Origin of the sequence: Pseudomonas rhodesiae (assembly GCF_007858255.1) — a bacterium.
In the GTDB taxonomy this organism is placed as follows: Bacteria; Pseudomonadota; Gammaproteobacteria; order Pseudomonadales; family Pseudomonadaceae; genus Aquipseudomonas; species Aquipseudomonas rhodesiae.
The window spans coordinates 19786-32153 of record NZ_VFEU01000024.1 but is presented as its reverse complement, the minus strand read 5'-3'; the positions used below and the strand labels follow the sequence as shown (position 1 = coordinate 32153).

Annotated in this window: 10 protein-coding genes; 4 read left to right on the top strand and 6 right to left on the bottom strand. The window is 62.0% G+C overall.

Annotated elements, in window-relative coordinates:
• Positions 1-1309: 1309 nt before the first annotated feature.
• From FIV35_RS23805 to FIV35_RS23790, 4 genes are all read right to left on the bottom strand, one after another.
• Positions 1310-3493 (bottom strand): xanthine dehydrogenase family protein molybdopterin-binding subunit, encoded by a 2184-nt coding sequence (locus FIV35_RS23805; protein ID WP_034139383.1) that lies wholly within the window; start codon positions 3491-3493, stop codon positions 1310-1312.
• The gene (locus FIV35_RS23800) at positions 3490-4479 is read right to left on the bottom strand and encodes an FAD binding domain-containing protein (RefSeq protein ID WP_034139384.1); all 990 of its coding nucleotides are present in this window, start codon (positions 4477-4479) and stop codon (positions 3490-3492) included. The genes FIV35_RS23805 and FIV35_RS23800 overlap by 4 nt, the downstream gene beginning before the upstream one ends.
• Positions 4476-5000, bottom strand: a complete 525-nt coding sequence (locus FIV35_RS23795; RefSeq protein ID WP_034139385.1) for a (2Fe-2S)-binding protein — start codon at positions 4998-5000, stop codon at positions 4476-4478. Before FIV35_RS23795 ends, FIV35_RS23800 begins: the two co-directional genes overlap by 4 nt.
• A 96-nt stretch (positions 5001-5096) precedes the next feature.
• Positions 5097-5543, bottom strand: coding sequence for a DUF4879 domain-containing protein (locus tag FIV35_RS23790; protein ID WP_034100948.1), 447 nt, complete (start codon positions 5541-5543; stop codon positions 5097-5099).
• A 188-nt stretch (positions 5544-5731) separates the two neighbouring features.
• Between FIV35_RS23790 and FIV35_RS23785 the strand changes: the two genes are divergently transcribed.
• The 4 genes from FIV35_RS23785 (at position 5732) to FIV35_RS23770 (ending at position 9581) form a co-directional block, all read left to right on the top strand.
• A complete protein-coding gene (locus tag FIV35_RS23785; RefSeq protein ID WP_034100857.1) occupies positions 5732-7027 on the top strand; it encodes an NCS2 family permease in 1296 nt (431 codons plus the stop codon).
• Positions 7024-8103, top strand: a complete 1080-nt coding sequence (trmA, locus tag FIV35_RS23780) for a tRNA (uridine(54)-C5)-methyltransferase TrmA (protein WP_034139386.1) — start codon at positions 7024-7026, stop codon at positions 8101-8103. Before FIV35_RS23785 ends, trmA begins: the two co-directional genes overlap by 4 nt.
• Positions 8104-8286: 183 nt before the next feature.
• A complete protein-coding gene (gene aroQ / locus FIV35_RS23775) occupies positions 8287-8733 on the top strand; it encodes a type II 3-dehydroquinate dehydratase (protein ID WP_034100859.1) in 447 nt (148 codons plus the stop codon).
• Positions 8733-9581, top strand: coding sequence for a shikimate dehydrogenase (locus FIV35_RS23770; RefSeq protein WP_034139387.1), 849 nt, complete (start codon positions 8733-8735; stop codon positions 9579-9581). The genes aroQ and FIV35_RS23770 overlap by 1 nt, the downstream gene beginning before the upstream one ends.
• A 133-nt stretch (positions 9582-9714) precedes the next feature.
• On the opposite strand, the gene FIV35_RS23765 is transcribed toward FIV35_RS23770, so the two are convergent.
• Positions 9715-10380, bottom strand: a complete 666-nt coding sequence (locus tag FIV35_RS23765; RefSeq protein ID WP_034139402.1) for a TetR/AcrR family transcriptional regulator — start codon at positions 10378-10380, stop codon at positions 9715-9717.
• 78 nt (positions 10381-10458) lie between these two features.
• Complete coding sequence (quiC, locus tag FIV35_RS23760) at positions 10459-12360, bottom strand: 3-dehydroshikimate dehydratase QuiC (protein WP_034139388.1); 1902 nt, start codon at positions 12358-12360, stop codon at positions 10459-10461.
• Positions 12361-12368: the final 8 nt, after the last annotated feature.

Genomic DNA, 12368 nt, shown 5'->3' with positions numbered 1-12368 from the left:
CAATAAGCTCAATGTGGGAGAGGGCTGGCCCTCGATGGCGGTGTAACTGTCGAGGCATCTATTGACTGAAACACTGCTATCGGGGGCAAGCCTCCTGCCACACCGGTCTCACAGCCATCGCATAGCCACTATGACAATAAGCTCAATGTGGGAGAGGGCTTGCCCTCGATGGCGGTGTAACAGTCGAAGCATAAATTGACTGAAACACTGCTACCGGGGGCAAGCCTCCTCCCACACCGGTCTCACAGCCACCACATAACCACTATGGCAATAAGGTCAATGTGGGAGAGGGCTTGCTCTCGATGGCGGTGCAACAGTCCAGGCATCTATTGACTGAAACACTGCTATCGGGGGCAAGCCCCTCCCACACCGGTCTCACACCCAACGCATAGCCACTATGGCAATAAGCTCAATGTGGGAGAGGGCTGGCCCCCGATGGCGGTGTAACAGTCGAAGCATAAATTGACTGAAACACTGCTACCGGGGGCAAGCCTCCTCCCACACCGGTCTCACAGCCACCACATAGCCACTATGGCAATAAGCTCAATGTGGGAGAGGGCTTGCCCTCGATAGCGGTGTAACTGTCGAGGCATCTATTGACTGAAACACTGCTACCGGGGGCAAGCCCCCTCCCACACCGGCCTCACAGCCATCGCATAGCCACTATGGCAACAAGCTCAATGTGGGAGAGGGCTTGCCCTCGATGGCGATGTAACAGTCGAAGCACAAATTGACTGAAACACTGCTACCGGGGGCAAGCCCCCTCCCACACCGGCCTCACAGCCATCGCATAGCCACTATGGCAATAAGGTCAATGTGGGAGAGGGCTTGCCCTCGATGGCGGTGCAACAGTCCAGGCATCTATTGACTGAAACACTGCTATCGGGGGCAAGCCCCCTCCCACACCGGCCTCACGCCCACCGCATAACCACTATGGCAATAAGCTCAATGTGGGAGAGGGCTTGCCCTCGATGGCGGTGCAACAGTCCAGGCATCTATTGACTGAAACACTGCTATCGGGAGCAAGCCCCCTCCCACACCGGTCTCACGCCCACCGCATAACCACTATGGCAATAAGCTCAATGTGGGAGAGGGCTTGCCCTCGATGGCGGTGCAACAGTCCAGGCATCTATTGACTGAAACACTGCTACCGGGGGCAAGCCCCCTCCCACACCGGTCTCACGCCCACCGCATAACCACTATGGCAATAAGGTCAATGTGGGAGAGGGCTTGCTCTCGATGGCGGTGCAGCAGTCGAGGCATAAATTGACTGAAACACTGCTATCGGGGGCAACCCTCCTCCCACATTTCAAAGCACCTTATCCAGGGTGATCGGGAAGTCCCGCACTCGCTTGCCGGTGGCGTGGTACACCGCATTGGCCACTGCCGCCGCGACGCCGACGATGCCGATTTCCCCGACGCCTTTGGACCCCAGCGCATTGACGATCTCGTCGTGTTCTTCGACGAATACCACGTCAATGTCGCCGATATCCGCATTCACCGGGATGTGGTATTCGGCCAGGCTGTGGTTCATGTAGCGGCCCAGTTGATGGTCGATCTGGGTCTCTTCGTGCAGGGCCATGCCGATGCCCCACACCACGCCGCCGAGGATCTGGCTGCGGGCCATCTTCGGGTTGACCACGCGCCCGGCCGCAATTGCGCTGACCACGCGGCTGACCTTGATAGTGCCGAGGTCTTCATCCACGCGCACTTCGACGAATACCGCCGAATGGGTGGCGGTGGCATAGCCTTCACGTTTTTTGTCCGGCTCGCTGTCGACCTGCACCTCCAGGGCGTCCTCACCGCTGTCCTTGACCAGCTGCGCCAACGACACACTCACGTCACGCGCGTGCAGTTGCCCATCCTCAAAGCGCACCGTCTCAGCGTCCTTGAACACCGGATAGGTCTGCCGCGCCACGCTCAACAGTTTGGCGGCCAAGGCTTCGCAGGCTTGTTGCACAGCGGTGCCCACCGAGGAAACAGTGAACGAACCGCCCTGCAACGGCGCGGTGGGCAGCGACGAGTCGCCGAGCACGAAACGCACGTCGTCCACGGCTACACCGCTGGCCTGGGCGGCGATCTGGGTCATCACCGTGTAGGTGCCGGTGCCGATATCGGTGGTGGCGCTGCTCACCACGAGCTTGCCCTCGGCATCGATTCGCGCCTTGGCGCTGGCCTTCATTTGCATGGCCTCCCACACCCCGCCGGCCATGCCCCAGCCCACCAATTGGCGGCCGTCGCGCATGCTGCGCGGTTCCGGGTTGCGCTGGCTCCAGCCGAAGCGCTCGGCGCCTTCGGTGTAACACTCGCGCAGGGCTTTGCTCGACCAGGGTTTGTCTTCGTTCTGGTTGCGCTCGGCGTAGTTGATCAGGCGCAGTTGCACCGGGTCGATGGCCAGGGCGCAGGCCAGTTCGTCCATGGCGCATTCCAGGCCGATCACCCCGAGGGCGGCGCCGGGCGCGCGCATGTCCAACGGCGTGAACACATCCAGCGGCACCAACTTATAGGTCAACTGCACGTTGTCGCAGTGATAGAGCATGCCGCTCCACTCCACCACGTGTTCACTGAAGTCCTCGAAACGCGAGGTCTGGCCAATCGCCGTGTGCCCCAACGCCAGCAGGCGGCCGTTGGTGGCGGCGCCCATTTGCAAGCGCTGCAGGGTGCGTGGGCGGTAGCCGAAGGTGAACATCTGTTGACGGGTCAGGGTCACGCGAACCGATCGTTTGAGCGCCAGCGACGCCATCACCGCCAGGGGTAATTGGTACTGCGGGCGCAGGCCGGAACCAAAAGCGCCGCCGACAAACGCGGCGAACACCCGCACCTGGCTTTTATCCAGGCCGAACACTTTCTGCACATAGGCCTGGCAGTTCTGCGGCCCCTGGGTTTTGTCATGGATATGCAGGGTGCCGTCCGCCTGGTACAGCACGGTGCTGGCGTGGGGTTCCATGGGGTTGTGATGTTCGATGGGGGTGCTGTAGTGCACATCCAGGCTGACGGCGGCAGCGGTCCACTCGGCCTGGAAATTCCCGCGCGGCGCGGGCGGTGTCTGTGGCGAGGGATGGGCCTCGGCCTGCTGGGCGACGAGGTCGGTCTCGAATTCATCGCGCTCGTACTCGATGCGCACCAGGGAACCGGCATGTCGCGCCAGCTCCAGGTTGTCGGCAATCACCAAGGCCAGGGGCTGGCCGCTGTACAGCACGCGGTCGTTGTACAGCGGGCGAAACGGCGAACCATCGGCGGCATCGGCATCGGCGAACGCGTCGTCATAGCTGGCCAGCCGCGGCCGGTTGCTGTGATCGAGCACCATGACCACACCCGGCAGCGCCAGGGCCCTGGACGCATCGATACGAACCACGCGGCCCTTGGCGATAGTGCTGGACACCACGCTGCCATGCAGCAGGTCGTGTTCGGGGAACTCGCCGGCATAGCGCGCCTGGCCGGTGACTTTAAGCAGACCGTCGACACGGTCCAGAGGTTTTCCGACGGCACTCATGGGCGTTCTCCTGCAACAGCGGCATCGCTCAGGGCGCGGATAATTGCGCGCCGTGCCAGCTTGACCTTGAAAGCGTTGTGTTCCAGCGGCTCGGCGTCCTGCAACATCGCATCGGCGGCGAGGCTGAAGGTTTCGCGGCTGACAGCCTGCCCGATCAATCCCGCCTCCACCGCGCGGTCGCGCCAGGGTTTATGGGCCACGCCGCCCAGGGCTAGGCGCGCGTCGACGATCACATCGCCGTCCAACTCCAGAGCGGCAGCCACCGACACCAACGCGAAGGCGTAGGACGCCCGGTCACGGATCTTCAGATAATGGCTGTGCCGCGCCAGGTGGTCGGCAGGCAATTCAATGGCAGTGATCAGTTCATCGTCGGCCAGTTGGTTGTCACGTTGCGGCGCATCGCCGGGCAAACGGTGGAAGTCGGCGAACTCGATGACCCGCGCACCGCTGCGCCCTTGCACATGCACCCGCGCCTCCAGCGCCGCCAGGGCCACGCACATGTCGGACGGATGAGTCGCCACGCACTGCGCGCTGGCGCCGAGGATCGCATGGATGCGATTCAACCCGGTGCGCGCCGGGCAACCACTGCCGGGTTCGCGTTTATTGCAAGGCACGCTGGCGTCGTAGAAGTAATAGCAACGGGTGCGCTGCAACAGGTTGCCGCCGGTGCTGGCCATATTGCGCAGTTGCGGCGAGGCACCGGCGAGGATGGCCTGGGACAGCAACGGATAACGCTGTTCGATCAAGGGGTGCCAGGCCAGATCAGCGTTGCTGACCAGCGCGCCAATGCGCACGCCACCCTCGGCGGTGAGCTCGACGCCATGCAGCGGCAGGCCGGTGATGTCGATCAGGTGCTTGGGGCGGCTGATGTTTTCTTTCATCAGGTCCAGCAGGTTGGTACCGCCGGCAATAAAACGCGACGCGGCACTGCTCAAGTGCACGGCCTCGTGCACGTCGGAGGGTTTGCTGTACTGGAACGGGTTCATTGCTCGCCTCCCGCCGGGCGGCAGGCCGGCAGGGCCTCTTCAATCGCATCGCGAATATTGCTGTAGGCGCCGCAGCGGCACAGGTTACCGCTCATCAGTTCCTGGATTTGCGCGCTGTCGTGGGCACGGCCTTCGTTGGCCAGGCCGACGGCGGAGCAGATCTGGCCAGGGGTGCAATAACCGCACTGGAACGCATCGTGCTTGATGAAGGCTTGTTGCATGGGGTGTAACTGGTCGCCGCTGGCCAGCCCTTCGACGGTGGTCAACTCGGCACCGTCGCACATCACCGCCAGGGTCAGGCACGCGTTCACGCGCTTGCCGTCGCGCAATACGGTGCAGGCACCGCATTGGCCGTGGTCGCAGCCTTTCTTGCTGCCGACCAGATCCAGTTGTTCGCGCAGCAGGTCCAGCAGCGTGGTCCAGGGCAACACGTCCAGTTGGCGGGCCTGCCCATTGAGGGTCAGGCGTATCGAGTGGCGGGCAAACGGCTGGGCCGCCGCGCCTTGGGGGGTTGGGCTCATAAACACCTCACGGGTTGGTCTGCATCCGCGGCGTTCAGGAAAATCGCCGTCTCAGGGGTACGACTTCCCGGGGTTTTGAGCGTTCAAGATGATTGATCAGCGGATATTGAGCTGGGTCTTCAAGGTGTTTCGCGGGGGGTTGATCGAGGAATTGCTGTATTCGAACCAGCCTGGGGCCTGCACATCCATTTCGAATACATAGATGTAGCCCATCAGTGTCCCCGCGCCGTTGCACGCCTGGCTGATGCTGCCAACCTGGCACACCGGGGTGCGCTGGCCGTTCAGTACGGCGCCATTGAACAGGCCCACCGGGTTGTTGCCCAGCCCCACTTCCATCACCGACACCTGGGTGGGCCCACGGTGCGTGCACATCTGCGTCGAGGTGATGCGTTCGGGAATGCTTTCCTTGCAGCGCGCCGACTCGACCTGAAACACGCGCACCTCGCTCAAGGCCGGTGCAGTCGCGCCCCACACCGGTGCCGCGCCGAGCCACAGGCTGATAGCGGTGATCGGAGCTAGACTCCACGCGTTGGCTTTTTTCATGCTGTCGATGACCGTGAATTGAACGTCGGCGCAGTATGCCTCAAGCCCATGCGCCACACAGCCTCGGCTGCTGGTATGATGCGCCGCTTTTTCCGATCCTCTCTGAAACCACAGGCGCTTGGCGCAGTTTGTGCTTTGACTTAGAGGTCAACAAATCACGACGCAAAATAGCGTCACAGGGAGCCGGCATGCTGGAAAAGCTGTTTCAACTCAAAGCACACAACACCAACGTGCGCACCGAGATTCTCGCGGGCATCACGACATTCCTGGCCATGGCCTACATCCTGTTCGTGAACCCGAGCATCCTCGGCGAAACCGGCATGGACAAAGGCGCGGTGTTCGTCGCGACCTGCCTGGCGGCCGCCATCGGTTCGACCGTGATGGGCCTGATCGCCAACTACCCGATCGCGCTGGCACCAGGCATGGGCCTCAATGCCTTCTTTACCTACACCGTGGTCCTGCACATGGGCCATACCTGGCAAGTGGCGCTGGGGGCGGTGTTCATTTCGGCGGTGCTGTTCTTTCTGCTGTCGATCTTTCGCATCCGTGAGTGGATCATCAACAGCATCCCTTTGCCGTTGCGTTCGGCGATTGCTGCCGGCATCGGCCTGTTCCTGGCGCTGATCGCCCTGCACAACGCCGGTATCGTAGTCAGCAACCCGGCCACCATGGTCGGCCTGGGCGACTTGAAACAACCGGCGCCGATCCTCGCCACCCTGGGCTTTGCGCTGATCGTCGCGCTGGAAGCCCTGGCCGTGCGCGGTGCGGTGCTGATCGGCATCCTGGCGGTGACCATCGTGTCGATTGTGATGGGCTTCACCCCATTCGGCGGCGTGACCTCGATGCCACCGTCCCTGGCCCCAACCTTCCTGCAGTTGGACATCAAGGGCGCGCTGGATATCGGCCTGGTCAGCGTGATCTTCGCCTTCCTGTTCGTCGACCTGTTCGACAACTCCGGCACCCTGATCGGCGTGGCCAAGCGCGCCGGCCTGATGGGCAAGGACGGCCACATGCCAAAAATGGGCCGTGCACTGATCGCCGACAGCACCGCGGCCATGGCCGGTTCGCTGCTGGGCACCTCGACCACCACCAGCTACATCGAATCCGCCGCGGGCGTCAGCGCCGGTGGCCGTACCGGTTTGACTGCCATCGTAGTGGCGATCCTGTTCCTGCTCGCACTGTTCTTCTCGCCGTTGGCCGCCAGCGTTCCGGCTTTCGCCACCGCGCCGGCGCTGCTGTTCGTCGCCGTGCTGATGACCTCCGGCCTGGCTGAAATCGACTGGGACGACATCACTGTGGCAGCGCCGGTGGTGATCACCGCCCTGGCGATGCCCTTTACTTACTCCATCGCCAACGGCATCGCTTTCGGTTTCATCGCCTGGACCGCCATCAAGCTGCTTTCGGGCCGCTACCGTGAGCTGAACCCGGCGCTGGTGATTCTGTCGATTCTGTTCGTGATCAAGCTGGGCTGGTTCAACGCATGACTTTTGACGCCGCACGCTACACCGCTCAACTGCAAGATAAGGTCACGCGCCTGCGTGACCTGCTCGCCCCGTTCGATGCGCCCGAGCCGCAGGTGTTCGACTCGCCGCTGCAGCACTTCCGCTTGCGCGCGGAATTCCGCCTGTGGCGCGAAGGCGGTGAGCGCCACTACGCGATGTTTTCCCAGGACGATAAGCGCACGCCGATCCTGATCGAAGACTTCCCTATCGCCAGCGCTCGCATCAACCAGCTGATGCCCCAACTCAAGGCCGCCTGGCAAGCCAGCGCCGCTCTGAGCCACAAGCTGTTCCAGGTAGAGTTCCTCACCACCCTGGCCGGCGATGCAATGATCACCCTGTGCTATCACCGCCCGCTGGACGAGCACTGGCACGCGGCGGCCAACCAGCTCGCCGCTGACCTGAACGTGAGCATCATCGGCCGCTCCAAGGGCAAACGCGATGTGATCGGCCACGATTACGTGGTGGAGAAACTCGAAGTCGGCGGCCGCACCTTCAGCTATCGCCAACCCGAAGGCGCGTTCACCCAGCCCAACGGCACGGTGAACCAGAAGATGCTCAACTGGGCCTACGAGGCTTTGGGCGATCGCCCGGACGATCTGCTGGAGCTGTATTGCGGCAACGGTAATTTCACCCTGCCCCTGGCCACCCGCGTGCGCAAAGTGCTGGCCACCGAGATCAGCAAGACCTCGGTAAACGCGGCACTGAGCAATCTCGATGAAAACGCGGTGGAGAACGTCACCCTGGTGCGCCTGTCCGCCGAAGAACTCACCGAAGCCCTCAACGAAGTGCGCCCGTTCCGCCGTCTGCACGGTATCGATCTGAAAAGCTACGAGTTCGGCAGCGTGTTTGTGGACCCACCGCGTGCCGGCATGGACCCGGACACCTGCGAGCTCACCCGGCGTTTCGACAACATCCTGTACATCTCCTGCAACCCGGAGACCCTGGCGGCCAACATCGCCCAACTGCATGACACCCACCGCATTACCCGGTGCGCGATGTTTGATCAGTTTCCGTGGACGCACCATATGGAATCGGGTGTGTTGCTGACCCGACGCTAAACGTTCCATTGCTCCATGCGCGGCCGCCCGAGCCATTGGCTAAGCGGCCGCGCAGTGGGTTATACCTGCCCTTCCTTGATTAACGGTTCGATAATCGAACACATGCCGCGCTGGCAATTGACCAAATTAACCATCCGGTACATTTTATCTCCACAACCAACAAGAACTGTGGAGATACCCCTCATGCCGCCCATCGTGCTGGTGCTCAATGGCCCCAATCTCAACCTGCTCGGCACCCGCGAACCCGCCACCTACGGGCATGAAACCCTAGCCGACGTGGCGGCCCTCTGCGGCCGCAGCGCCGAGCAACTGGGGCTGAAAATCGAATTCCGCCAAACCAACCACGAAGGCGAGCTGCTCGACTGGATCCACGGCGCCCGCGCGCGCTGCGCCGGTATCGTGATCAACCCTGCCGCCTGGACCCACACGTCGGTGGCGATCCGCGATGCGTTGGTAGCCAGCGAAGTACCGGTGATCGAAGTGCATTTATCCAATGTGCATACCCGTGAGGCGTTTCGGCATCATTCGTTTGTGTCGCCCATCGCCAAAGCGGTATTGGCCGGTTTTGGCAGCCATGGCTACCACCTGGCCCTGGAACATTTCAGCCATCTGCTCAAAGGACGTGCCTGATGAAACCGCGCATTCTTGCCGGCCTGATTGGCGCCGGCATCCAGGCCTCCCGCACACCCGCTTTGCACGAACAGGAAGGCGACGCCCAGGGCCTACGCTACCTGTACCAATTGATCGACCTTGATCCCTTGGGCCTGGATATCAAGGCCCTGCCCGACCTCCTACGCGCCGCCGAGCTGATGCACTTTACCGGGCTGAACATTACCTACCCGTGCAAGCAGGCGATTCTGCCGCTACTGGATGAATTGTCCGACGAAGCCCGAGGCATCGGCGCGGTGAATACCGTGGTGCTCAAGGACGGCAAACGCATTGGCCACAACACCGATTGCCTGGGGTTTGCCGAAGGTTTCCGGCGCAACCTCAATGACGTGCCGCGCCAGCGTGTGGTGCAGATGGGCGCCGGCGGTGCAGGCGCGGCAGTCGCGCATGCACTGCTGGCTGAAGGGGTGGAGCAGTTGAGTGTTTTCGATGTGGACGCCAGCCGCGCCCGCGACCTTGTGGATAACCTCGCACAGCGTTTCGGCAGCGGCCGCGCTCAAGTCGGCGGCGGCCTGGAGAACGCCATGGCCGAAGCCGATGGCCTGGTCAACACCACGCCGATGGGCATGGCCAAGCTTCCCGGTACACCGGTGCCGGCGGCGCTGTTGCGCGCTCAGCTGTGGGTAGCGGAAATCGTCTACTTCCCGCTGGAAACCCAACTGCTACGGGATGCTCGCGCCCTGGGTTGCCGCACTCTGGACGGCGGCAATATGGCGGTGTTCCAGGCGGTGAAAGCATTTGAATTGTTCAGCGGTAAAGTGGCGGATGCGCAACGCATGCTGACGCACTTCAAAAGCATGAATACCTGACTGACGAAACCAGATCACCATGTGGGAGGGGGCTTACCCCCGATAGCAGTGGTGAAGTCAGCCCAACTGTCACTGACGCATCGCTATCGGGGGCAAGCCCCCTCCCACTTGGTATGCATTCCAACCTGAGGCCTCAGGCTTGCAGGTAGCGCATCACCGAGTCGCAGAGCATCTCGCGGTGGCGCTGTTTAACCGCTTCATCCGACAGTTCGATCTGAAAGATCTCACTGAACGTATGGCGGTTGGACACTCGGTAAAAACTGAATGAGTTGATCAGCAGGTGCACATCCAACGGCTCCAGGCCTTCGCGGAACAGGCCCATTTCGGCGCCGCGGCGCAAGGTGGCGCCCAGGGCTTCGAGGATGTTGCTGTTCATGGCCTTGATCGAGTCCGAACGCTTCACATATTCAGCGTTGTGGATATTTTCGATGCTGACGATGCGCACAAAATCCACGTTCTGATCGTGGTGATCAAAGGTGAATTCCACCAGCCGACGGATCGCTTCACGGGGCTCCAGCGCCGTGAGGTTCATGCGGGTTTCGGTATTGCGGATATCGCCGTAGAGCTTTTCCAGTACCTCGACGTACAGCTGCTCCTTGCTGCCGAAGTAGTAATAGATCATGCGCTTGGAGGTGTGGATGCGTTCGGCGATGGCGTCTACGCGCGCGCCGGCCAAGCCTTGCTGAACAAACTCGACAATGGCTTCTTGCAGTATGTTTTCGCGGGTCTTTTCTGGATTGTTCTTACGACTCTTGCGCGGTGCGTCTGACACTGCGGGGAGTTCGGGACTCGACGTCATGGTGCTCACGGCCATTGTTGTTAGGCAGGCCGCGATTATGGGCCGGGGCGCTCCCCGAAGGAAGCACCCGGCCAGGGTTCACAGCCGCGCCTGGCGCACCGCGCCACTGCGCGACTTGGCCATCGCCGCCAGGCGTACCGCCACGTTGGCCGCGCCGTAACCGGCGTAGCCGTTTTTGCGCTGGATGATCTCGAAGAAAAACCGTCCTTCGAAGGGCTCGGTGTAGACGTGAAACAACTCACCGCCCTGAGCGTCGCGGTCGTACAACACGTTGTAGTACGCCAGCTCGCTGAGGAACTCGTCATCGAAATCAAAGCGCGCCGCCAGGTCGTCGTAATAATTGAGCGGGATATCCAGCAGCGGCACGCCAGCCTCTTTGGCTCTGCGCACCTCGGCGAAAATATCCGCACAGTCGAAGGCAATGTGATGCACCCCCGAGCCCCGATAGCTCGATAGCGCGTAGGAAATCGCGGTATTGCGGTTTTCGGAGATATTCAGCGGCAAGCGAATCGAACTGCAGCGGCTACGCAATGCGCGGCTTTTCACCAGGCCGTAGGGGTCGGGTAGCACCACTTCGTCGTCGGCTTCGAAATCCAGCAGGCTCTTGTAGAACAGCACCCAACTGTCGAGGCTGTCGGCCGGCAGGGCCATGGCCATATGGTCGATGCGCAGCAGGCCGCCGCCGCAAGCCGTGGTCGGTTGCAGGTTGAAGTCGGTGTCGTAGAGCCCGCCTTCGCTGGGGTCCACCAAGTAAATCAGGCTGCCGTCCGGCGCACGCACCGCCGCCAGCTCCAGCTCGTTCGGCCCGACCAGGCCGCGATAAGGCTGGCCTTTATAAGCCACCGCGCGTTCCAGGGCCTTGGCGCTGTCCTTGACCCGCAGCGCCGTGGCGCACAGCGACGGCCCATGGGCTTCGAAAAAATTGTGGGCGAAGGAATACGGCTCGCAATTGAGGATCAGGTTGATATCGCCCTGGCGCAGCAGGCTGACGGCTTTGGAACGATGCTGCCCAGCCTTGACGAAGCCCAGACGCTCCAACCAGTGGGAGAGCTTGGCGCCGAGGCTTTCATCCACGGCAAATTCGAGGAACTCGATGCCGTCGTACTCGCTGGCGGGCGGCGTTTCGAACAGGATATCCAGCGGTGCGGCCGGCTGTTCCTCGGCCAGGCGCTGACGGGTTTTCTCCTCCAGGTACAACAACGAGCGCAGCCCGTCGGCGGCATTGGCGCGGGTCGGCGCGGCACGGAAACCATCGTTGAAGATTTCCAGGGACAGCGGCCCGGTGTACCCACTTTTGATAATCGGCGCCAGAAACCCGGCCAAGTCGAACTCGCCCTGCCCCGGGAAGCAACGGAAATGGCGGCTCCACTCCAGCACATCCATGGCCAGGATCGGCGCATCAGCCATTTGCACGAAGAAGATCTTGTCGCCAGGGATCTGCGCGATGGCGCTCGGATCGCCCTTGAGTGACAACGTGTGGAAACTGTCGAGCAACACGCCCAGGCTCGGATGATCCACCTGACGCACCAGGCTCCATACCTGCTGCCAGGTGTTCACATGCTTGCCCCAGGCCAGGGCTTCATAGCCAATGCGCAAGCCTCGTTTGCCGGCGTGTTCGGCCAGCAGGCTCAAGTCATCCCGCAGAATGGATTCGTCGCCCACGCAGTCGGCCGAGGCATTGCTGCACACCAGCACCAGGTCGGTGCCCAGCTCCTGCATCAGATCGAATTTGCGCTCGGCCCGCTCCAGATTGCGCGCCAGGCGGTCGCGGCGGCAGCCTTCAAAGTCGCGAAACGGCTGGAACAAGGTGATAGCGATGCCCAGGTCGGCGCACATCTGCCGCACTTCCCGCGGGCTGCCGTCGTAATACAACAGGTCATTCTCGAAGATTTCCACCCCATCGAACCCGGCGGCGGCAATGGCTTCGAGCTTTTCCGGCAGGGTGCCGCTCAAGGAAACGGTGGCGATGGAACGTTGCATGGAAAACT

Coding starts and splice junctions, on each gene's coding strand:
- FIV35_RS23770 (WP_034139387.1), top strand. CDS start 8,733: ATGAAACCGCGCATTCTTGCCGGCCTGATTGGCGCCGGCATCCAGGCC.
- FIV35_RS23765 (WP_034139402.1), bottom strand. CDS start 10,380: ATGACGTCGAGTCCCGAACTCCCCGCAGTGTCAGACGCACCGCGCAAG.
- FIV35_RS23785 (WP_034100857.1), top strand. CDS start 5,732: ATGCTGGAAAAGCTGTTTCAACTCAAAGCACACAACACCAACGTGCGC.
- FIV35_RS23790 (WP_034100948.1), bottom strand. CDS start 5,543: ATGAAAAAAGCCAACGCGTGGAGTCTAGCTCCGATCACCGCTATCAGC.
- quiC (WP_034139388.1), bottom strand. CDS start 12,360: ATGCAACGTTCCATCGCCACCGTTTCCTTGAGCGGCACCCTGCCGGAA.
- aroQ (WP_034100859.1), top strand. CDS start 8,287: ATGCCGCCCATCGTGCTGGTGCTCAATGGCCCCAATCTCAACCTGCTC.
- FIV35_RS23800 (WP_034139384.1), bottom strand. CDS start 4,479: ATGAACCCGTTCCAGTACAGCAAACCCTCCGACGTGCACGAGGCCGTG.
- FIV35_RS23805 (WP_034139383.1), bottom strand. CDS start 3,493: ATGAGTGCCGTCGGAAAACCTCTGGACCGTGTCGACGGTCTGCTTAAA.
- FIV35_RS23795 (WP_034139385.1), bottom strand. CDS start 5,000: ATGAGCCCAACCCCCCAAGGCGCGGCGGCCCAGCCGTTTGCCCGCCAC.
- trmA (WP_034139386.1), top strand. CDS start 7,024: ATGACTTTTGACGCCGCACGCTACACCGCTCAACTGCAAGATAAGGTC.